The following is a 19,051-nucleotide window of genomic DNA, read 5'->3' on the forward strand; positions in this document are numbered from 1 at the left end:
GCGGTCGTAGGCTCGGAGAATGCCCGAGGACATGACCTTGCCGGGAAACCTGGTACCCGCTGAGCAGCCGGCCGAACCCGTCCTGCCGCGTGATGCCGTCACCGTCGTGCTGCTGCGCGACGGCGTGGAGGGCGTGGAGGCGTTCCTCCTCCGCCGCGTCACCGGCATGGCGTTCGCGGGCGGTATGACGGTGTTCCCCGGCGGCGGCGTCGACCGTCGCGACGCGGACACCGGGATCGCCTGGGCGGGTCCCGAGCCTGCCTGGTGGGGCCGCGTCTTCGACGTCGACCCGCCCACCGCGTCCGCTTTCGTGTGCGCGGCCGTGCGGGAGACGTTCGAGGAGTCCGGCGTCCTGCTGGCGGGCCCGGACGCGACGAGCGTCGTCGCCGACACCCGCCCGTTCGCCGACGCCAGGCAGGCGCTGGTGGACCGCGAGGTGTCGCTGGCCCAGTTCCTGGCCGAGGCCAAGCTGGTGCTGCGCGCGGACCTGCTGCGCCCGTGGAGCAACTGGGTGACCCCGGTCGGCGAGCCGCGACGCTACGACACCCGCTTCTTCATGGCCGCGCTGCCCGAGGGCCAGATCGCCGACGGCGAGACCACCGAGGCCTCGCACAGCGCCTGGCAGCGCCCCGCGGACGCCATCGCCGACGCTCGCGCGGGCAAGCACATGCTCATGCCGCCCACCATGCTCACCCTCGCCGACGTGGGTGAGCTCGGCTCCGTCGACAAGGTGATGACCGCGGAGCGTTCGGTCGAGAAGATCATTCCGAAGCTGGTCCGCGACGGCGACGTGGTGCGGGTGGTGCTGCCGTGAGCGGCAGTCCGCTGATCGGCGCCCGCGCCGGCCACCCGCTCTACGGCGAGCTGCGCCAGGTGACCCCGCACGCCGCCGTCGTGCTCGCGGACAACCCGTCGCCGATGACGCTCGACGGCACCAACACGTGGGTCCTGCGCGCCCCGGACGCGGCGTCCTGCGTCGTGGTCGACCCCGGCCCGGACGACGAGGCGCACCTCCGCCGCGTCGCGGCCTGCGGCCCGGTGGACGAAGTGCTGCTCACCCACGGCCATCCCGACCACTCCGCGGGCGCACGCCGTTTCGCCGAACTGGTCGGTGCTCCGGTGCGTGCGCTCGACCCCGCTCACCGGCTCGGGTCGGAGGGACTCGCGGGCGGCGACGTGATCGCTCGCGCGGGGCTCGAGATCCGGGTGCTGGGCACGCCTGGGCACACGGCCGACTCGCTGTGCTTCGTCATCGGCGACGAGGCCGTGCTGACCGGCGACACCGTGCTCGGGCGCGGGACGACGATCGTCGCCCATCCCGACGGCAGGCTCGCCGACTACTTCGAGTCGCTGCGCGTGCTGGCCGACCTGCCGCCGGGGACAGCGGTCCTGCCCGGTCACGGGCCTGAGCTGGCCGATGCCGGTGAGGCCGCGCGGGCGTACCTGGCCCACCGGACGCAGCGGTTGGAGCAGGTGCGGGCCGCGGTCGCGGGGCTCGGTGGGGTGGCGACGCCCCGGCAGGTCGTCGAGATCGTGTACGCCGATGTGGACCGGGTGCTCTGGCCTGCCGCCGAGTGGTCGGTGCGGGCGCAGCTCGAGTACCTCCGCACACACGCCTGATCAGGCGAACTCGCCGCGTCAACGGGCCGTTCACGCGCCCAGAACGCGTTCAGCGCGCCGAAATTGTCGGTGTGAGCTGGGAGAATCAAAACAGGGGTCCCCTAGGGCGGGGGACCCCTGTTGCAGCATGCGGGTCGAACGAACGCGAGCCTCAGCCGGCGGGCGGGAACGGCGGGTGCCCGTTGTTGGCACCGCCGAAGGCGCTCTGCCGAGCGCTGGACCGGTCGATCTGCCACCGCCCGGTGTCGGTCGCCTTGGCACCGGACTGCTCGCGCTGCGCCAGCTCCTCGTGCAACTGCTGCAGGAGGGCCCGCTCGCGCTCGCTCAGGTTCGCGTCGACCGACGAAGGCTCGCCCGGCGACTCGGCCAGTGCGGCCTGCAGTGCGGCCAGCTCGTCCGGCTTCAGCTCGGTGGTCACCTCGGCCCGCGTGGGCGGCTCCGGGGTGGGTGAGTCGACGACCTCAGCGGGCTCGTCCGGGGACGTGGCCACCGGGATGCGCTTCACCGGCTTCGGCGGGTAGGGCTGCGCCCCGTCGAAGGAACGGGAACGTCGTGAGCCGGTGCTCTCTGCTGGCTCCGGCGCCGGTGTCGGCTCGGCCACCGGCGCCGGAGCGGGAAGCTCGTCCGACTGGTCGAACCAGGTCGTGGGTGCCCCCGGTGCGTCGCCACGGGGCGGCGGGGAGGACGTGGCGGGAGCGACGGGAGCCCTGACCGGGGCCTGAGCCACCGGAGCGGGCGCGGTGTGAGTGGGCGCGCCGACGGAGAGCGCGCGGGCGGAGGTCATCGCGGACGCGTGGTACTCGCCGAGCTGGGTGCCGACGGTGACGACCTCGATCGACGCGCGGACGCCCGCACGGCGCAGCACGCAGTCGATGCGGTAGGCCGTGGCGGGCGCGAAGCCCTTGGGGCCGATGTCGACCAGCACCACGCGCTGCGGGAGCGGGCCGGGCGTGGCACCGGCGGGCGACGAGCGCCACACGCAGCGCACGTCGCGGATGTCCGGCAGCACCGAGATGGCCTGCGAGAGTGCGTCGGAGACGCCGGCGAACGGGTCCGTCTCGGACGTGAAGCGGTGCCGGATGTGCGGCAGCACCTCGACGACCGGCAGCCGGTCGGCGAGGGACGGGTTCGAGCGGACCTCGCTCAGCAGGTGCACCAGCGCCGAACGTTCGTCCGGCAGCACCGGGATGCGGCCTGCGAGCAGCGTGCCGACCAGCAGCTCGACCGCGCGGTCGAGCTCTCCCACGGCCAGGAACTCACGCGCTTGCGACAGCGCGTCGTCATCGACGCGACCCGCCATCGCCAGCAGGAGATCGTGTAAACGGACCGGCAGACCGACGCCGTCGCTCGTCACGCCAACTCTCCTTAACTGAGCACGAGGTGCTCATCGGACTCGGCGCCGGCGCACACCAGCTCCGAAGCCGCCAACGCCGCCCGGTGGTAGGGCGGAAGGTCCATTCCAGACGACATGACCTCGACGCAGGGAGCGTTCTCCCCCAGCGCCCTCAGCACCCGCTGCAGCTCACCGGTCAGCCGGGCGTGGCCGGTGGTGGCGGCGACCAGGATGACGCGCCTGGCGGCGCCCTGTCCGACACGCCAGCACGAGCGGACCTCACCGACACCGTGCCGGCCTCGCAGCGTCGCACCGAGCACAACGGTCGCGGAATCCCCCATGGACACCCGATCAGGTGATTCCGCTGTGAAGGTGTAGTCGGTGGGCGGCAGTTCGTCCAGTCCCTTGACCGAACTGATCGAACCCGGATCGGCCCCATAGGGGACGAGCGCGTCGTGCAGAAGGCCTAGTTCAAGATCGGTCAAAGGGACGCGGTCGTGCAGCAAAGTCCGTGGCAGCGACCGCGCGAGCACGGGGTACGCGTCCGACGCCGCCCAGTCGCGGTAGCGCCAGAGCAGGTCGTCGGGCAGCCGGCCCGCCAGGCGGAACAGCAACTCGTGACACGTGTCCGACATCTCACACCTCGACGATGAGCTCGATCTCCACGGGCGAACCGATCGGCAACTCTGCCACGCCAACGGCAGAACGCGCGTGCTTTCCGGCATCTCCGAAGACCTCACCCAGCAGCTCGGAGGCGCCGTTGACGACGGCGGGCTGCCCGGTGAACCCCTCTGCGGAGGCGACGAAACCGACGACCTTCACGATCCGGACGATCGAGTCGATGCCCACGACCGAGTCGACCGCGGCGAGCGCGTTCAGCACGGACACGCGCGCGAGGTCCTTGGCCTCTTCGGGGCTGACCTCGGCACCGACCTTGCCGGTCGCGACGAGCGTGCCTTCGACGAACGGCAGCTGGCCGGACGTGTAGACGTGGGAGCCGGAGCGCACGGCGGGCACGTAGGCGGCCAGCGGAGCAGCGACACCCGGCAGTTCGATCCCCAGCTCGGCGAGGCGCGCTGACCAGCTCATGACTTCGCCCGCTTCAGATAGGCGACGTGCTGCTCGCCCGTCGGGTTGGCCAGCACCGTGACCAGCTCCCAGCCGTCGTCGCCCCACTGGTCCAGGATCTGCTTCGTGGCGTGGATCAACAACGGAACGGTCGCGTACTCCCACTTCGTCATGGCGCGGAGCCTAACCTCTGCCCAGAACGCCCTGTTCCGGCTACCTTGATCACATGGAGACCTGGCGGATCGTCGCCACCAGCCTCTTCGGCGTCGGTGGGTTGATCATGGTGCTCGTCGCCATGGCCCAGGTGCGGGACCGCCAGCACTCCAGCCACGTGGAGGTGGTCCGCGCCGGGCTCATCGGCCTGCTGGTCGTCGGCGTGGTCGTGGTCAACATCGCGACGTGGCTGCCGAGCGTCGTCGCGTGGGGTCTCGTGGCCGCGACCGCTTTGGCCGTTTTCTTTCTCACCATGATGGATTGACCGAAGCCGACATAGGCTGGCGAACGTGACGTCGTGGACCGAGGAGCTGACTCGCGCTCGCCTGCACGTGGTCTCCGGCAAGGGCGGCACGGGGAAGACCACGGTGGCCGCCGCGCTCGCGCTCGCGCTGGCGACCGGTGGACGGCGGGTGCTGCTGATCGAGGTCGAGGGCAGGCAGGGCATCGCCCAGCTCTTCGACCGCGCGCCGCTGCCGTACTCCGAGGAGCGCATCGCGTCCGCGCCGGGCGGTGGTGAGGTGCACGCGCTGGCGATCGACGCCGAGGCGGCGCTGCTGGAGTACCTGGCGATGTTCTACAACCTGGGGTTCGCTGGCCGGACGCTGCGGAAGATGGGCGCGATCGAGTTCGCGACGACGCTCGCGCCGGGTCTGCGGGACGTGCTGCTCACCGGCAAGGTCAAGGAGTGCGTGAACCGCACCGGCGACGCGGGGCGGCACAGCTACGACGCCGTCGTGCTGGACGCGCCGCCGACCGGCCGGGTCGTGAAGTTCCTGGACGTCACGAAGGCCATGGCGGACCTGGCGAAGGTCGGGCCGATCAAGGGGCAGAGCGACGGCGTGGTGCGGCTGCTGCACTCCGGTGACACCGCGGTGCACCTGGTCGCGCTGCTGGAGGAGATGCCCGTGCGGGAGACGCTGGACGCGGTTCACGAGCTCGACGGCGCCGATCTGCGGCCGGGTGCCGTGATCGTCAACCGGGTGCGGCCGTCGCGGCTGCCCGTGCGGTCGGTCAAGGCCGCCGCGGCGGGCCGGGTCGACGACGTGCGGCTCAGGGCCGGGCTCGCGGCCGCCGGGCTGGACGTCGACGAGGACACGCTGGTGGGGTTGATCGACGAGACGGTGGAGCACGCGATCCGGGTGCGCATGGAGGAGACGGCGAAGGAGCAGCTCGCCGAGTCCGACCTGCCGACCGTCGAACTGCCGGAGCTCACCGACGGCGTCGACCTGGCCGCGCTGTACGAACTGGCCGAGACGCTCGTGGCGGCGGGTGTGCGGTGAACAGACTCGACATCGACCCGCTGATCGACGACCCGGCGACGCGCGTGCTGGTGTGCTGCGGCTCCGGCGGCGTCGGCAAGACGACGACCGCGGCCGCGCTGGGCCTGCGCGCGGCGGAACGAGGACGTCGCACGGTCGTGCTGACGATCGACCCGGCCCGGCGGCTCGCGCAGTCGCTCGGCCTGCGGGAACTGGACAACCAGCCGCGCCAGGTGAACGTGGAGGGCTTCGAGCCCAAGGGCGAGCTGTTCGCGATGATGCTGGACATGCGTCGCACGTTCGACGACATGGTGCTGACGCACGCCGGCCGCGACCGGGCCGACCAGATCCTGTCGAACCCCTTCTACCAGACCATTTCGTCGTCGTTCTCCGGCACGCAGGAGTACATGGCGATGGAGAAGCTCGGCCAGCTGGTGGCCGACGGGTCGTGGGACCTGATCATCGTGGACACGCCGCCGAGCCGGTCGGCGCTGGACTTCCTCGACGCGCCGCAGCGACTGTCCACTGTGCTCGACGGCCGGTTCATCAAGATGCTGTCCGCGCCCGCGCGGGCGAGCGGCCGCGGCCTGTTGAAGCTGGTGGGCACGGGTTTCAACCTGTTCACCAAGGCGGTGTCTACTGTGGTCGGCGGGCAGCTGCTGCACGACGCGTCGACGTTCGTGCAGGCCTTCGACAGCATGTTCGGCGGTTTCCGCGAACGCGCGCAGCGCACGTACGAGCTGCTGCGCTCACCGGGAACGGGGTTCCTGGTGGTCGCGGCGGCCGAGCCGGACGCGTTGCGCGAGGCGAGCTACTTCGTCGAACGGCTCAGCACCGAGGGCATGCCGTTGTGCGGGCTCGTCGCGAACCGCACGCATCCGATGCTGGCCGCGCTGCCCGCACCGAAGGCGCTCGCCGCGGCTGACGACCTCGACCGCGCTGGCGAGGCGCCGCTGGCGGCGGCCGTGCTGCGGTTGCACGCGGACCGGGCAGCTGTCGCCGAACGGGAGCGTCGACTGCTGGCCCGGTTCACCCGCGCGCATCCGGGGGTCTCACTCGTGGGCGTGCCCGCGTTGCCTGCCGACGTGCACGACCTGGAAGGTCTGCGCGAGATCGGTCACCGGCTCGCCGGAGAGTGAGGGGTTATCCCACTCTGCTGTCTTCGAAGTGCTCGTTGCGCGCGTTCTCGAGCAGCTCGAACCAGGAATCGACATCCGGACGGCGACGCAGCAGAGCCCTACGCTCACGCTCCGTCATTCCGCCCCAGACGCCGAACTCGATCCGATTGTCGAGAGCTTCGGCGAGACACTCGGTGCGCACGGGACATCCGAGGCACACGAGCTTCGCTTTGCGCTGCTCCGCGCCTCGGACGAAGAGCTGATCTGGCTCCTCATCCCGGCACGAAGCGTTGATACGCCAATCCCCCTGATCCATATCCCCCACTCCTCAGTGCTGTCCAATTTCCTGAAATCCGCCACACCCCTGCCGCGGATGCCGTAGCGTCGGACGCCGACGGCCGCATTCATTGGACGTTGACGGACTGTAGAGCCTCCCGGTTCCATGTCCAACCCTGGGTTGCACACCCGTTACCTGTCTTGAGTACGCCTACTCATCCTGAGTGACGGGTCTTGCTGATCATCATCACCCATTCGTGTCACGCGTACGCTGACGCACGTGCGAGTCAGGAATGGCGTGCTCAAGATGCTCGGCCTGTGCCTGCTGGCCGGGGTCCTCCTCGCCGGCATGCTGTTCCCGGTGGTCGGCGCGATGGGCCTCGTGTCCAACCGCGCGAGCGACACCGTGGACAGCATCTCGGCCGACCTCGTGACCACAGACCCACCGCTGATCACAACGGTCACGGACAAGGACGGAGCGCCCATCGCGTACCTGTACGACCAGTACAGAGTCCTGACACCGCCCGAGAAGATCTCGCCGACCATGAAGGCGGCGCTGATCTCGGTCGAGGACAGGCGGTTCTACGAGCACCAGGGCGTCGACTGGAAGGGCACCTTCCGCGCGGCGGTGACGAACCAGGTCAGCGGCTCGGTGTCGCAGGGTGCGTCCACGCTGACCCAGCAGTACGTCAAGAACTACCTGGTGCACGTGGTCGCGCGGAACAACAAGGTCGAGCAGCAGAAGGCCCAGGAGCAGACGATCGCGCGCAAGATGCGCGAGGCCCGGATCTCGCTGCAGCTGGAGCGCAAGCTGGGCAAGGAGGAGATCCTCGCCCGCTACCTCAACGTGGTGCCTTTCGGTTCGACCATCTACGGAATCGCCGCGGCTTCGCAGGCTTACTTCAACACGACTCCGGACAAGTTGACGGTGCCTCAGGCGGCAATGCTCGCCGGAATGGTGAACAGTCCGTCAGCACTCAACCCCGAAGAGTATCCGGACAAGGCTCTGGAACGTCGCAACAAAGTGATCGACAAGATGGTCGAGAACGACAAGCTTTCACGCGACGCGGCAGAGGCGGCGAAGAAAGAAGGCCTCGGACTCGCGACACCGGTGCGCACGCCGCCCAACGGTTGCGTCGGTGCCGGACCGGAGAACGGGTTCTTCTGCTCGTACGTCGTGAACTACTTGCAGCGCGCGGGTTTCAGCGAGGAACAGCTGCGCACCAGCGGTTACGTCATTCAGACCACTTTGGACCGCGGCGTCACCGCGGTCGCGAAGCAGGCCGCCGAGGGCCAGGCCGCGAAGAACGTCGACGGCATCGCGAACGCGATGGCGATCGTCAAGCCCGGCAAGGAGAGGCACGACGTGCTGGCCCTCGTGGCCAACCGCGACTACGGCCTCAAGGCCGACCAGAACCAGACCACGTTCGACCTCCCGAGCGGCGTGGAGAACAAGTTCGGCGCGGGCTCGGTCTACAAGACGTTCACCGCTGCCGCCGCGATGGAGAAGGGCATGGGCATCGAGAACACGATGGCCACACCCAGCTCGTACGTGTCGAAGGTCTTCAAGGGCGGCGGCGCCAAGTGCCCCGGCACGGGTGAGCCGAACACCCGCTGGTACTGCCTCGGCAACGCGTCCAGCGGCTACCCGTCGTCGATGTCGCTCCAGACGGCGCTGCAGACCTCGCCGAACACCGGCTTCGTCATCCTCGAGGAGCACGTCGGCATGGACGCCGTCGTCGACATGGCCGGACGGCTCGGCATGCGCGAGACGATGGCGACGAACATCGCGGGCACCCGGCCGGACTCGAAAGCCAAGGACAAGCAGCTGCGGATCTCGCAGACCGAGTACTACAAGCAGAACGGCGGCAACGCGTCGTTCACGCTGTCGCCCGCACCGGTGTCGACGCTGGAGCTGGCGAACGTGGCGGCCACGATCATCAGCGGCGGCAAGTGGTGCCCGCCGACGCCGCTGATGAAGGTCCTGGACCGCAACGGCAAGCAGGTGCCGCTGAACGAGTCGCCGTGCGAGCAGGTCGTCGCCGAGGGCCTGGCGAACGGCCTCGCGGTCGGCATGAGCAAGGACGACCAGGGCAACGGCACGGCGGCCGCGGCGGCCCGCCAGTTCAAGTGGACCCGGCCGATGATCGCCAAGACGGGCACCACCGAGGAGTACAAGTCCGCGGCGTTCATCGGCGCGACGCCGGACTTCGCGGGCGCGGTGCAGACGTTCAACGACGGCACCAACCCCCGGCCCATCTGCCTCGGCGCGCAGCCCCGGCTGTGCGGCAACGGCAACATCTTCGGCGGCACGATCCCGGCGAAGACGTGGTTCGACACCATGACGAAGGTGCACGGCGGCATGCCGGTGTCGCAGCTGCCGCCGATCGAGGACCGCTACCGCAAGGGCGGCAAGGAGATCCAGATCCCGGACGTCGTCGGCCGCAACGTCAACGACGCGACCGGGATCCTCGAGCGAGCCGGGTACAAGGTCAGCGTGCAGAACCACAACTCCGACCAGCCGAAGGGGACGGTCGTCAGCCAGACGCCGCGCGGCAACGCGTTGCGCGGCACCGTGGTCACGCTGCTGGTGAGCACGGGCTACCTGCCGCCGCCGGTGCCGACGGAGACGCAGGAGCCGGGGCAGCCGCCCGGTCAGCCGGGCGAACCCGGTCGCCCCGGTGAGCCGCCGCCGATCACGTTGCCGACGGATCCCGGCGAACCCAGATGACGAAGGGGCCACTCCCAGCGCGGGAGTGGCCCCTCGTCGTTTCTGCCGTCAGGACGACAGCTTGGCCTTCACGGCGCCCGCGATGCGGCCACCTTCGGCGCGACCGGCCACCTTGCCGTTGACGATCTTCATGACCTGCCCCATCTGACGCTGGCCGGGCTGCTCGCCGAGCTGCTCGGCGACCTCGGCCACCGCGGCGTCCACGATGGCCGTGAGCTCGGCGTCGTCGAGCTGGGCTGGCAGGTACGCCTCCAGCACCGCGCTCTCGTCCCGCTCGAGCTGGGCCTTCTCGTCCCGGCCCGCGTTCGCGAAGGCCTCGGCGGCCTCCTTGCGCTTCTTCACCTCGCGGGTCAGCACCTTGACGACCTCGTCGTCGGTGAGTTGGCGCGCGCTCTTGCCGGAGACCTCCTCGGTCGTCACGGCCGTGAGCGCCATCCGCAGTGCGCCCGCGGTGATCGTCTCTCGGCTCTTGATGGCTGCGGTGAGGTCACTCTGCAGCCGGGTCTTCAGGTCAGCCATGGGTGGGAACGGTACCGCCCGCCCGACGCGGCGCCGATCGAGTTACCGGGGGTCCGTACCCTTGAGGCCGTGAACACGTTCGGCCGAGCCCTGCTAGCAACGACCGCCGTCGGCGCCGCGACCGTCGCTTACGCCGCCGGATACGAACGGACGCGGTGGACACTGCGCCAGGCGACCGTGCCGGTGCTCGCACCCGGCGCCAGGCCCATCCGCGTGCTGCACATCTCCGACCTGCACATGATGCCGGGCCAGAAGTCCAAGCAGCGCTGGGTGGCTTCGCTGGCCGAGCTCGAGCCGGACCTCGTCGTCAACACCGGCGACAACCTCGCGCACAAGCAGGCCGTACCCGCCGTGCTGCGCGCGCTGAACCCGCTGCTCGACAAGCCGGGCGTGTTCGTGTTCGGCAGCAACGACTACTACGCGCCGCGCCTCAAGAACCCGGTGCGCTACCTGCTGCCGTCCGCCAAGACCAAGCGCGTCCACGGCATCACGCTCCCCTGGCGCGACCTGCGCGCCGGGATGATCGAGCGCGGCTGGCACGACCTCACCCACGTGCGCCGCACCATCGACGTCGCCGGTCAGTCCATCTTCATGGCCGGACTCGACGACCCGCACCTCAAGCGCGACCGCTACGCCGACATCGCGGGCGCACCCGACCCGCGCGCCGCGCTGCGCCTCGGCGTCACCCACTCGCCCGAGCCGCGCGTGCTCGACCCGTTCGCGGCCGACGGCTACGACTTCGTCATGGCCGGGCACACGCACGGCGGGCAGCTGTGCATCCCCTTCTACGGGGCTCTCGTGACCAACTGCGAGTTGGACCGGTCTCGGGCCAAGGGTGTTTCGCGGTGGGGTTCCCACATGTGGCTGCACGTGTCCGCCGGGTTGGGCACCTCGCCGTACGCGCCCGTTCGGTTCGCATGCCCGCCTGAGGCTTCGTTGCTGACGTTGGTGCCGCGGGCCGTTGAGGCAGGTCAGGCCCGTGCTGAGGGGGCTGATTTCAAGTCGGATGCGGACGTCCTGTAGAGTTCTCCTCGTTCCCAAATCGGGGTGTGGCGCAGCTTGGTAGCGCGCTTCGTTCGGGACGAAGAGGTCGCAGGTTCAAATCCTGTCACCCCGACAAAGATAAGTGCAGATCAGGCCCCGTCCACAGTAGACATGGACGGGGCCTGATCTGTGTTTCCGGGCTCTCCTGGGAGAAATCTGGGAGAAGATCTTGAGTTTCGACTCCCAAACCCCTCCCCCGTCAGGCAGCCCGCAACAGCTTGTCAGGCGGCCCTGCGGGGCCCGCTCGCGCACTGCGTTGAAGGCCGTTCCGGCAGGGCCAGGGCCCGGCTCCGCCAACCTCTGGCCCGCTGACGGCCACAGCGCGACGGTGTGCAGGAGTAGTACGGGTCGAGCCGCGGGGACCCTGATGTAATCGTGCGCCCTGAGCTGGACGACGTTGGCCCATTCAGCCAGCCGCCCCCGGAGACGACACCGGAGGTAGCCGAATGTCACAGGGGTCGAACGCTCCTGCCGAGAAGTATCGTTTGACCCTGTACTACAGCCCGCCCTAGCACCAACCTTCTGGTATCAGAGGCTCAGAGTGCGATACAGACGGGAAGGCACCGGGCCACATGAACACGACCGTTCGGGTTCAAGGCGAGATCGACTTCTCGAGCTGCGAGCCGTTCAGGGCCGCGCTAGACGAAGCAGTTCGTCGAGGCGGCGACGTCACCTTGGACTGTTCTGAACTCGCGTTCATAGGTGCCGCAGGCATGCACCTGGTTATCGGTGCCGCAAAAGCCCTCGAACCGAAACAGCTAGTAATCATCGACGACGGATGGATTGCTCACATCGCCGACCTTCTGAACCTGTGCGACTTGTTCCCGAACATCACCATCACTCTCACGCCAGTTGGCCGAGCACGCCGCGCGTACAGAACCTCGGGTTAGCAACCACCAGGTGTCCTCGCCGGGCGGGCAGGCCAACTGGATGGTGGATTCGGCCGGCATGTTCCGTACCAGCATGGGCCCGGTGCGTTAGCTAATTGCTCACGAAGTGGCTAACGAGGCGGGTGCCGTCCGCACCAGGCACGTTGATGCCAGTCAGCTCGGCACGAGCCGCCTCCCGCACACCAGTCAGGTTCGCACCACTGAGGTTGGCAGGGGGTAGCTGCACACCGGCCGTGTCCGCGCCGCCGCCGGAATCGGCGGGAGATGCGGTTTGGACAGAGCTGTCGATGTCACCGCCGCGCGGCTGGAGCTGATCGAGCTGGACCTGTTGCAGGGGCTGGGGCCCAGCCTGCTGCTGCGTCTCGGACTGTGCCACGGTTGCGGTTGTTGCCGAGGACACCAACTTCGCCGTGGTTTTGGCGCTGCTTGCCGTTGTGCCGGAGGTATGCACATAGTCGACGGCCGTCATGTCGCGAGAATCGAAGGGCGCCTGGACCATCAGGCCTGGTGTCGCCGGAGCCGCCATGTCCGGTGTGTCGGGTGACGGCGGCATGGAGGTCGATACCAGCGCCATCGACGCGAGCGCGCCGCCGCCCACCACGACGGCGGGCAGCATGCGGGACCAGTTCGGGATGTGCCACCACATGCGCAAGAACGCCGGTGGCGGGTCGTGTTGCTGAGCCAAGATCACTCCAAGTGAACCGTGCGGCTGTCTGCTGCCTCGCAAGATCAATCGTTGAGTTCCCGGCCAGCGTTATGAGGTCACGAAACGATCACCCCTTTGAGCGATGATCACGGCTTAGTGGCCACCTCAGGCCCTGTCCGCAGTAGACGCGGACAGGGCCTGATCTGTGTTTCCGGCCGTCCCTGGGAGAAATCCGGGAGACGAACTTGTGTTTCCGACCCGAAACCCCTACCCCATCAGGCTGCCCACAGCAGCCTGTCGAGGGCCTGCACAGGCGACGTTCGACACATCACCCGACGCTCGGCTAGAGCGGTCTCCCAGACGTCCGTGAGGTCCTGCAGAAGGCGCTCCCGCATGCGGGACGTCACGTGGGTGTAGCGGCCTTGCACTGAGCCGTCCTCGTGCCCGATGCGTTCGTCGATCAGCTTGCTGGGCACGCCCAGTTCCACCAGGAGCGTCCTATGCGTGTGCCGCAGGCCGTGAGGTGTCAGCCCGTTTGCGATCGGCAGCCAGCACGAGTCTGCACGCCCCGGTGCATTCCTTCCTCGCACGGGGATACCCGGCCATGGATTGCCGATCACGGGCACAGGCCGCGCTGGTGATGGCGCCTTGCTCGGATACCACCCGGTGGCCGCGGGCCGAAACAACCACGTGGCGAACCCGTTGCGACGCCAGTGCGCCGCAAGCTGTGCCGGTGCCCCACCCCGTACGTAGCCAAGCTCCGCAATCGCGGCTTCGACGTCGGCCCTCGTTGCCGCCTTCACGGATTCTGCGCGATTGAGCACAGCCGACACGGTTCCAGTCGACACACCCGCAAGGCGGGCGACATCCACCACCTTCGGTCCAACCTTTCGAACGGAGCCGTTGGAAGCGCGGTGCCCGCTGAAGACGTAGCTACGTTCATGACAGGAACAGAGACCGGTATCGCTGCACGCGATGTGTTGGATCAGCAATTGAGAGTGCCATTGCGGGATATCAATCGTCCTACGTGAGTCATCCTTTGGAGGGCAACGGTGCAGCTCCCCCGTGTCGAGTTCATATAGCTGCCATTCGACACGAATGCTCGTCTCTCTGACGTATTCAGTCTCCAGTCCGACAAGCTCCCCCCACCTCATACCCGTGAACCCCTTGGTTACAACGCCAACAAATTCGTCGTCTCGGCCCGACAACAACGCTGCCCGCTCGGCAAGGAGGATGATCCCCAGGGCCGTTGTGACCACCTTCTCCGGCCCACGCTTTCGCGAGCGTCCGGCCCGCTTTCCCCGCCCGCGACGCTTGGTCGCCGGATTGGCATCAACCAGACCCTCGTCAAACGCATCCTCCAAGATGAGGTGGAGAGTGCCACGCCAGGTCTTGATACTTGACTCGGCATAGCCCGCCGCACGTTCTGCCTTCTCCCAGGAGTTGACATCAGCGAGCTGGATGCTACGTAGCGGCACCTCTTCGAAGGTGGGCAGCAGGTGCTCCTCAATGTGCCTCCGATAATTTTGCATGGTCGATGCGGCAAGGTCCTGCTCTGCGTACCACCCGCTGACGTAGTCGCCAAACAGCACCTTATCCGGCGGCGCGACTCGTTTCCCGTTTCGAATCGCCGCCTCGGCTTCGTCAGCCGCTTTCTCGGCGTCACGCTTCTTGGAGAAGCGAATGACAACGCCGTCCTCGTCGGCTACGGTCCCGTACTTTCCCGGCGCAATCTTGTATCGGCCACGCCAGTAGGTTCCACGCTTCTCCGCATAGCCCATTTGCACTCCAAGCGAAGGAAGCGCCCGTCGCAGCCTTAGCTACGACGGGCGCCAGGTTTTTTCCTTAAGCAGCCGTTGACTGAGCCCGTGCATTTCGGGCGCGTTTCGGTGCACGCGCTTTCAGTCTCGTCGTTGGATTGGTTACACGAACTTCCCGCGCTTGCGCGAGCTGGTCATGATGGGCGGCGGGCACGACCAGTTCGACCGGGCGCCTCTCGAATATTGCGACGATTTCCGATACATGTTCATCCGTGAATAGGTACCGGCCGCCAATCCAGCTGAACGGAATTCGACGATTACGCGCTTGTTCTTTGATCCACCACTCTGAGCAGCCGAGACGCTTTGCGACGTCGCGCGGCCGGTGAAGGACCGAATCACTCGTAGGCCGGTCCATGGATACCTGCTTGGCCATCGTGGTGCCTCCCCTGGATGGGACAGGTGGGACAGCGCTGGGCGCGCACTGTCCCACCTGGTTTGTGCTGGTCAGGTGGCGTGGTCGGACAGGTGGGACAGGTGGGACAGCTCCGTGTTGGTCTCGGTCCCGTCTGGGTCAGAGCGGCACGAAGTACTGGCTGGTGGCGTTCTTGGTGAGTTGGTTCGCGTCGCACATGCGGGCGCAGGTGCGACGGACGTTGTCCGCGGTGACGCCGATGGCCGCGGCGATGTCTTTGGGTTGGCTGCCGGGGTGTTCGCGCAGGTAGCGCAGGATCAGGGCGCGGGTGTCTCCGACGGTGTGGTCGATGGCGGGGCCGTCGAGGATCGACCAGGCCCCGGTGGTGGGGTTGAAGGACAGGGCGTGGTCGGCTTCTTCGACGTCGCGGCCGGTGACGTGCAGGACGCCGTCTGCGTTGTTGCGGGCGCGTTCGAGCACGAGCACGGCGTCGGCTGCGCCTGCGATTCCGTTGGTGCCGGACACGGTGGCCAGGAAGTCCTCGTGCACGGCTTTGCGGACGTGGTGGACCAGCACCACGGCGATGCCGTAGTAGTCGGCCACCTTCTTGATGCGGGTCATGGCCGCGTAGTCCGCGTCATATTGCGGCACGTGGCCTTGCTCGGTTCCGCGGACTTTGGCGAACACGTCGATGACGACGAGTCGTGCGTTGCCGTTGCGGTGCAGCCACCCGGCGATGGCCCTGTCACCACCCTGTGGGAGTGGTGGGCAGTCCATTGCGAGGGTGAGCATCGGCGGCGCCGTTCCGATCTCCTTGAGCATCTTGCCCATGCGGTTCTGAAGGCGCCGTGGCGTGTCTTCCAGGGCCAGGTAGAGCACCGGGCCCGCGGCGATGTCGATCGACCCGAACGCCGGGCGGCCGGCCGCGATGTCGAGGCCCAGCCCGAGCGACATCCACGACTTGCCCACCTTCGGCGGACCGGCGAGCAGGGTGACGCCTTCGCACAGGACACCGGGGACGGCCCATTTCGGCGGCGGGAACTCGGCGGCCATGAGCCGATCGGCTGTCCACGTCTCGCCGAACAGGTTGGCGTTCTCTGCTGGCGGCTGCGGTTCTGTCATGACGTCACCTCCTTGTGGTGTATGCGGAAGGTCTGGATTCCGGCTTGCTCAGCGAGTACGGCGGTCTGCACGGAGCCGCGGGATTCCGGGTGCAGGAAGGCCACGCAGACGTCTGCTCCGAGCTGGACCATGTGCCGGTTGCGGCGCGGGCCCGCTGCCTTTCCGTGCTGTTTCCAGTCGGGCTGGTGTTCCTCGGTCGGCAGGCCCCAGCCGCGCCAAATGTGTGCGGCGATGCGGTCCGCTCCTCGGCAGCCGCCGTGCACGAGCACGGCTGTCGGGTAGCAGGCGCGGACAACGGCGAGCATTCGCCGAAGGCGGTGTACATCGGACCAGTCGCGGCTCCCGGTCACGAGCACGCGGCCGGTCACGCGGCCACCTTCCGCGGCCGTCGCGCGCCCGCTCGAAGACCGGAGGTGATGGTTCCTTCGGCCTTGAAGATCCGACTGGGGTTGACGGCGATGTATCCGGCCGCTGCGTGCATGAGCACGTCCCGCACCTCCTGTTCGGTGAGTTCTCCCCCGGCCACGAGTTGCCCGAGGTTCTGCGCGGCCATGTAGAGCGCGCCGTTGCGCTCCCCGGATGCCGCGCCTTCGACACGGGCGACCTCAGCGGCGATCGCCGCGGCCAGGTACCGGCCGCGTTTGCCCGGCGCCTGCAACCGGGCAGGCGGGACCGGCGGACGCGACGGAGCCGGACGCAGCCGCTCAGCCAGCCACGCAGGCAGGTCGACCACCGGCAGGTCCTCGGTCACCTGGTAGGTCCGGCCGTGCACGACCGATCCGGCCGCGACGACGTACCCGCCGTGTGCGCGGGTGTCGATGTGCCAGCCCAACCGGCCCTGGGTGTTGCGGTACTCGAGTTCTGCGGGCGCGGTGAAGTACAGGTGCAGCCCGCCGGACGGCGTGGCCACGGTCCGGGTCGGCGGCAAGGTGTTGCCGCTGTCGTTGGCGAGCATCGCGAGGACTTCGCTCCCGTGCGCGACGCCGTCCAGGTCCGTCCCGGCCGGCCGGACGTCACCGGGCTTGGCGGCGTCCAGGTCCACCACGACGAGTCCGGCGGGGCCGGTGGCCAGCCCGATGTTGTAGGGCCCGTGGGTCCAGCAGCGTCGGATGCGGTCGGGGTCGGTGGTGGCGCGCCGCTCCCAGTCCCGCACCTCAGGGGCTTTGCCGCCGGGCACGAGCGGAAAGACCGGCCAGCCGCGTGCGGCGGCAGCCAGCGCAGCGTCCAGCAGTGGGTTGTCCGGGTCCTCGTCCGGCGTGCCGATCAGGGTGGTGGTGTGGCTGGTCATCGTTTTCTCCCATGTGGACGGTGGTCGTGCACGGGGTTGAGTTCTCCTGGTGGGAACCAGCGCCGGGGACGGATGGTCACGTCCCCGGCGCGAGCAGCACGGGGTGTTCAGGCGAGGACTGCGGCGAGACGCCCGGCGAGCCATTGGGCGACGTTGGATGAGACGGCGTTTCCGGCCTGCATGGTCTGTTCGGCGATGTTGCCGGTGACCGCGTAGGTGTCGGGGAAGCGTTGGGCGCGCAGCTGCTCGCGGGGTCGCAGCATGCGGTAGCGGCAGTCATCGACGTCGACCGCGGCGCGGAGCATGCCGTGTTGCTCGCGGGTGGCCACGGTGGACAGCGGCTGATCGGTGCGGTGTGGTTTCGCTCCCTTGCGGTAGGGGACGACCAGGGCGTGGTGGTCTCGGGTGGTGACCGTGCCGAACGGGTCGCCGATGGTCTTGGCGGAGTGGCGGGGATCGAGGTTCCCGCCGTAGTTCTTGACGTAGAAGGCGTTCTCCGCGCCGGGCGGCACGGTGAGCCCGTGGTGGTTGCCCCCAGCGGACACCGTCGTCAGCGGAGCGTTCACGTCGGTGGCGGTGGCGTGGTTGCGCAGCACGGTGACGAACGGCGCACACAGCAGCGCGTCGTTCTCCCGCATGGTCCGCGCGGGCATCGGATGCGCGGGGCTGGTCGGGTCCGTGCGCCAAGTACCACCGGACGGCACGAGACAGCCCGGTGTGGCCAGCCCGTCCCCGATCTTCACAGTGCGGGTGTGCAGCGGCGCGGCACCGACCGGGTAGGCGCGGCCGTCGTCCCCACCGTGGGTGACCGTGACCATGGTCGGTTCGCCGAACATCGACAGCCCGACCTGGATCCGCCGCATGGTGGACGCGGCCAGCGGCCGGGACCGGTCGCCGATGCGCTCGCCGAGATCGGTCCAGTCGATCGCGGCGGCGGCCGGCAGCACGAACGGCTCCACCAGGGCGTGACGGCACCCGCTGTTGGGACAGCGGTAGTCGTACTGCTGCCGGTACTTGCCGACCGTCCGGCCACGAGCACGCCGCCACGACTGCACCGCCCGCACCTGCTGCCCGCACTCCCCGCACCACGCGAGCGGCGTGGGGGTGACGTCGGGAAGCGGGATGCCCTCACGCGTGAACGTCATGTAGAGCCGGTCGCGCCACTGCGGGGCGTGCGGGTTGGTGTCGTCGCCGACGTGCGCGGAGCTGACGCTGGTGAACTGAACGTTGTAGCCCAGCAGCTTCATGCCGCCGATCCACCAGTCGAACAGCTCCCAGTCGGTGGCGACGTCGACCACGTTCTCCACCAGCACCGCGCGGTAGCGGTGCACCTCGGTAGCGCGGATGACGTCCATGAACGTGGCGCGGGTCCGCTCGAACCCGGCCCGCGCCACCGGTCCCTGCTCCAGCAGATCGAGCTGCGCGGTCTGCCGTTTTCGGCCGCCGGCCGGGCTGATCTCGGTGCAGATCGGCGAGGCCCACAGCACGTCGGTGCGCGGCAAGCGCCGCATGTCGTAGTTCGAGACGTCCGCGCACAGGTGCTCCGCGCCGGGGAAGTTCGCGGCGTGCGTCTCGATCGCTCGTGGCCAGTGGTTCGCGGCCAGCTTGAGCTCGAACCCCGCGGCGGACAGTCCGATCGAGGAACCGCCCGCGCCACAGAAGATGTCGGTGAAGGTCAGCGTCATTGCCGTAGAGGCCTTTCTGGACGGTGAACAGGTGAGGACTCGCGCCAGGAACGGGGTTGTCACG

The 19,051-nt window shown here is 68.5% G+C and carries 20 protein-coding genes and 1 tRNA gene; 9 read left to right on the forward strand and 12 right to left on the reverse strand.

Translation table 11 applies throughout. The features are described from left to right. Nucleotides 1-19: 19 nt before the first annotated feature. Together FKR81_RS14625 and FKR81_RS14630 are read left to right on the forward strand one after the other, a co-directional pair. The gene (locus tag FKR81_RS14625) at nucleotides 20-814 is read left to right on the forward strand and encodes an NUDIX hydrolase (protein WP_146352178.1); all 795 of its coding nucleotides are present in this window, start codon (nucleotides 20-22) and stop codon (nucleotides 812-814) included. After that, nucleotides 811-1,620 (forward strand): MBL fold metallo-hydrolase, encoded by an 810-nt coding sequence (locus FKR81_RS14630; protein ID WP_235921547.1) that lies wholly within the window; start codon nucleotides 811-813, stop codon nucleotides 1,618-1,620. The genes FKR81_RS14625 and FKR81_RS14630 overlap by 4 nt, the downstream gene beginning before the upstream one ends. Before the next feature lie 151 nt (nucleotides 1,621-1,771). Here the strand turns inward: FKR81_RS14630 and FKR81_RS14635 are convergent, their stop codons facing one another. The 4 genes from FKR81_RS14635 to FKR81_RS14650 are packed head-to-tail and all read right to left on the reverse strand — an operon-like array spanning nucleotide 1,772 to nucleotide 4,194. Beyond that, the gene (locus FKR81_RS14635; protein WP_146352180.1) at nucleotides 1,772-2,974 is read right to left on the reverse strand and encodes a hypothetical protein; all 1,203 of its coding nucleotides are present in this window, start codon (nucleotides 2,972-2,974) and stop codon (nucleotides 1,772-1,774) included. An 11-nt stretch (nucleotides 2,975-2,985) separates the two neighbouring features. Beyond that, nucleotides 2,986-3,588, reverse strand: coding sequence for a hypothetical protein (locus tag FKR81_RS14640; RefSeq protein ID WP_146352182.1), 603 nt, complete (start codon nucleotides 3,586-3,588; stop codon nucleotides 2,986-2,988). A gap of 1 nt (nucleotide 3,589) precedes the next feature. Beyond that, entirely contained in the window at nucleotides 3,590-4,042 is a 453-nt protein-coding gene (locus FKR81_RS14645) for a RidA family protein (RefSeq protein WP_146352184.1), read from the reverse strand. Continuing rightward, nucleotides 4,039-4,194: a DUF4177 domain-containing protein gene (locus FKR81_RS14650; protein WP_146352186.1), complete on the reverse strand. Its 156-nt coding sequence runs from the start codon at nucleotides 4,192-4,194 to the stop codon at nucleotides 4,039-4,041. The genes FKR81_RS14645 and FKR81_RS14650 overlap by 4 nt, the downstream gene beginning before the upstream one ends. 53 nt (nucleotides 4,195-4,247) lie before the next feature. Here FKR81_RS14650 and FKR81_RS14655 point away from each other — a divergent pair, with 53 nt between their 5' ends. Genes FKR81_RS14655 through FKR81_RS14665 form a run of 3 tightly spaced genes read left to right on the forward strand, consistent with a single transcriptional unit; the run spans nucleotide 4,248 to nucleotide 6,635 of the window. After that, nucleotides 4,248-4,499 carry a hypothetical protein gene (locus FKR81_RS14655; RefSeq protein ID WP_146352188.1) on the forward strand — a complete coding sequence of 84 codons (252 nt, stop codon included), beginning with the start codon at nucleotides 4,248-4,250 and terminating at the stop codon, nucleotides 4,497-4,499. Nucleotides 4,500-4,524: 25 nt separating this feature from the next. Further along, nucleotides 4,525-5,517, forward strand: coding sequence for an ArsA-related P-loop ATPase (locus tag FKR81_RS14660; protein WP_186762978.1), 993 nt, complete (start codon nucleotides 4,525-4,527; stop codon nucleotides 5,515-5,517). Next, nucleotides 5,514-6,635 (forward strand): ArsA family ATPase, encoded by a 1,122-nt coding sequence (locus tag FKR81_RS14665; RefSeq protein ID WP_146352192.1) that lies wholly within the window; start codon nucleotides 5,514-5,516, stop codon nucleotides 6,633-6,635. Before FKR81_RS14660 ends, FKR81_RS14665 begins: the two co-directional genes overlap by 4 nt. A 4-nt stretch (nucleotides 6,636-6,639) precedes the next feature. Here the strand turns inward: FKR81_RS14665 and FKR81_RS14670 are convergent, their stop codons facing one another. Next, on the reverse strand, nucleotides 6,640-6,930 hold the full coding sequence (locus FKR81_RS14670) for a WhiB family transcriptional regulator (protein ID WP_146352194.1): 291 nt from the start codon (nucleotides 6,928-6,930) through the stop codon (nucleotides 6,640-6,642). 240 nt (nucleotides 6,931-7,170) lie between these two features. Here FKR81_RS14670 and FKR81_RS14675 point away from each other — a divergent pair, with 240 nt between their 5' ends. Further along, on the forward strand, nucleotides 7,171-9,621 hold the full coding sequence (locus FKR81_RS14675) for a penicillin-binding protein (RefSeq protein WP_146352196.1): 2,451 nt from the start codon (nucleotides 7,171-7,173) through the stop codon (nucleotides 9,619-9,621). Nucleotides 9,622-9,669: 48 nt separating this feature from the next. Here FKR81_RS14675 and FKR81_RS14680 read toward each other — a convergent pair whose 3' ends face one another. Beyond that, complete coding sequence (locus FKR81_RS14680) at nucleotides 9,670-10,140, reverse strand: GatB/YqeY domain-containing protein (RefSeq protein WP_146352198.1); 471 nt, start codon at nucleotides 10,138-10,140, stop codon at nucleotides 9,670-9,672. A gap of 69 nt (nucleotides 10,141-10,209) precedes the next feature. On the opposite strand from FKR81_RS14680, the gene FKR81_RS14685 reads away from it, so the two are divergent. The 3 genes from FKR81_RS14685 (at nucleotide 10,210) to FKR81_RS14695 (ending at nucleotide 12,074) form a co-directional block, all read left to right on the forward strand. After that, nucleotides 10,210-11,163: a metallophosphoesterase gene (locus FKR81_RS14685; RefSeq protein WP_146352200.1), complete on the forward strand. Its 954-nt coding sequence runs from the start codon at nucleotides 10,210-10,212 to the stop codon at nucleotides 11,161-11,163. Nucleotides 11,164-11,183: 20 nt separating this feature from the next. After that, nucleotides 11,184-11,257: transfer RNA gene (locus FKR81_RS14690), tRNA-Pro, on the forward strand. Nucleotides 11,258-11,756: 499 nt separating this feature from the next. Beyond that, a complete protein-coding gene (locus tag FKR81_RS14695; RefSeq protein WP_146352202.1) occupies nucleotides 11,757-12,074 on the forward strand; it encodes an STAS domain-containing protein in 318 nt (105 codons plus the stop codon). 91 nt (nucleotides 12,075-12,165) lie between these two features. On the opposite strand, the gene FKR81_RS14700 is transcribed toward FKR81_RS14695, so the two are convergent. The 6 genes from FKR81_RS14700 to FKR81_RS14730 all read right to left on the reverse strand — a co-directional run bounded on the left by FKR81_RS14700 (nucleotide 12,166) and on the right by FKR81_RS14730 (nucleotide 18,987). Then, entirely contained in the window at nucleotides 12,166-12,759 is a 594-nt protein-coding gene (locus tag FKR81_RS14700; RefSeq protein ID WP_146352204.1) for a hypothetical protein, read from the reverse strand. Nucleotides 12,760-12,995: 236 nt separating this feature from the next. Then, a complete protein-coding gene (locus FKR81_RS14705) occupies nucleotides 12,996-14,501 on the reverse strand; it encodes a tyrosine-type recombinase/integrase (protein ID WP_146352206.1) in 1,506 nt (501 codons plus the stop codon). A gap of 550 nt (nucleotides 14,502-15,051) precedes the next feature. Next, the gene (locus FKR81_RS14715) at nucleotides 15,052-16,014 is read right to left on the reverse strand and encodes an AAA family ATPase (protein WP_146352209.1); all 963 of its coding nucleotides are present in this window, start codon (nucleotides 16,012-16,014) and stop codon (nucleotides 15,052-15,054) included. Next, nucleotides 16,011-16,382 (reverse strand): DUF2493 domain-containing protein, encoded by a 372-nt coding sequence (locus FKR81_RS14720; RefSeq protein WP_146352211.1) that lies wholly within the window; start codon nucleotides 16,380-16,382, stop codon nucleotides 16,011-16,013. Before FKR81_RS14720 ends, FKR81_RS14715 begins: the two co-directional genes overlap by 4 nt. After that, nucleotides 16,379-17,302 carry a bifunctional DNA primase/polymerase gene (locus FKR81_RS14725; RefSeq protein ID WP_146352212.1) on the reverse strand — a complete coding sequence of 308 codons (924 nt, stop codon included), beginning with the start codon at nucleotides 17,300-17,302 and terminating at the stop codon, nucleotides 16,379-16,381. The genes FKR81_RS14720 and FKR81_RS14725 overlap by 4 nt, the downstream gene beginning before the upstream one ends. Nucleotides 17,303-17,409: 107 nt before the next feature. Beyond that, nucleotides 17,410-18,987, reverse strand: a complete 1,578-nt coding sequence (locus FKR81_RS14730) for a DNA cytosine methyltransferase (RefSeq protein ID WP_146352214.1) — start codon at nucleotides 18,985-18,987, stop codon at nucleotides 17,410-17,412. Nucleotides 18,988-19,051 lie beyond the last annotated feature (64 nt).

The organism is Lentzea tibetensis, assembly GCF_007845675.1.
Taxonomy (GTDB): domain Bacteria; phylum Actinomycetota; class Actinomycetes; order Mycobacteriales; family Pseudonocardiaceae; genus Lentzea; species Lentzea tibetensis.

What these genes read in the sequence shown, in the direction of transcription:
- FKR81_RS14695 (WP_146352202.1), top strand. Translation starts at nt 11,757, where the DNA reads ATGAACACGACCGTTCGGGTTCAAGGCGAGATCGACTTCTCGAGCTGC.
- FKR81_RS14670 (WP_146352194.1), bottom strand. Translation starts at nt 6,930, where the DNA reads ATGGATCAGGGGGATTGGCGTATCAACGCTTCGTGCCGGGATGAGGAG.
- FKR81_RS14640 (WP_146352182.1), bottom strand. Translation starts at nt 3,588, where the DNA reads ATGTCGGACACGTGTCACGAGTTGCTGTTCCGCCTGGCGGGCCGGCTG.
- FKR81_RS14680 (WP_146352198.1), bottom strand. Translation starts at nt 10,140, where the DNA reads ATGGCTGACCTGAAGACCCGGCTGCAGAGTGACCTCACCGCAGCCATC.
- FKR81_RS14730 (WP_146352214.1), bottom strand. Translation starts at nt 18,987, where the DNA reads ATGACGCTGACCTTCACCGACATCTTCTGTGGCGCGGGCGGTTCCTCG.
- FKR81_RS14715 (WP_146352209.1), bottom strand. Translation starts at nt 16,014, where the DNA reads ATGACAGAACCGCAGCCGCCAGCAGAGAACGCCAACCTGTTCGGCGAG.
- FKR81_RS14725 (WP_146352212.1), bottom strand. Translation starts at nt 17,302, where the DNA reads ATGACCAGCCACACCACCACCCTGATCGGCACGCCGGACGAGGACCCG.
- FKR81_RS14705 (WP_146352206.1), bottom strand. Translation starts at nt 14,501, where the DNA reads ATGGGCTATGCGGAGAAGCGTGGAACCTACTGGCGTGGCCGATACAAG.
- FKR81_RS14655 (WP_146352188.1), top strand. Translation starts at nt 4,248, where the DNA reads ATGGAGACCTGGCGGATCGTCGCCACCAGCCTCTTCGGCGTCGGTGGG.
- FKR81_RS14625 (WP_146352178.1), top strand. Translation starts at nt 20, where the DNA reads ATGCCCGAGGACATGACCTTGCCGGGAAACCTGGTACCCGCTGAGCAG.
- FKR81_RS14645 (WP_146352184.1), bottom strand. Translation starts at nt 4,042, where the DNA reads ATGAGCTGGTCAGCGCGCCTCGCCGAGCTGGGGATCGAACTGCCGGGT.
- FKR81_RS14650 (WP_146352186.1), bottom strand. Translation starts at nt 4,194, where the DNA reads ATGACGAAGTGGGAGTACGCGACCGTTCCGTTGTTGATCCACGCCACG.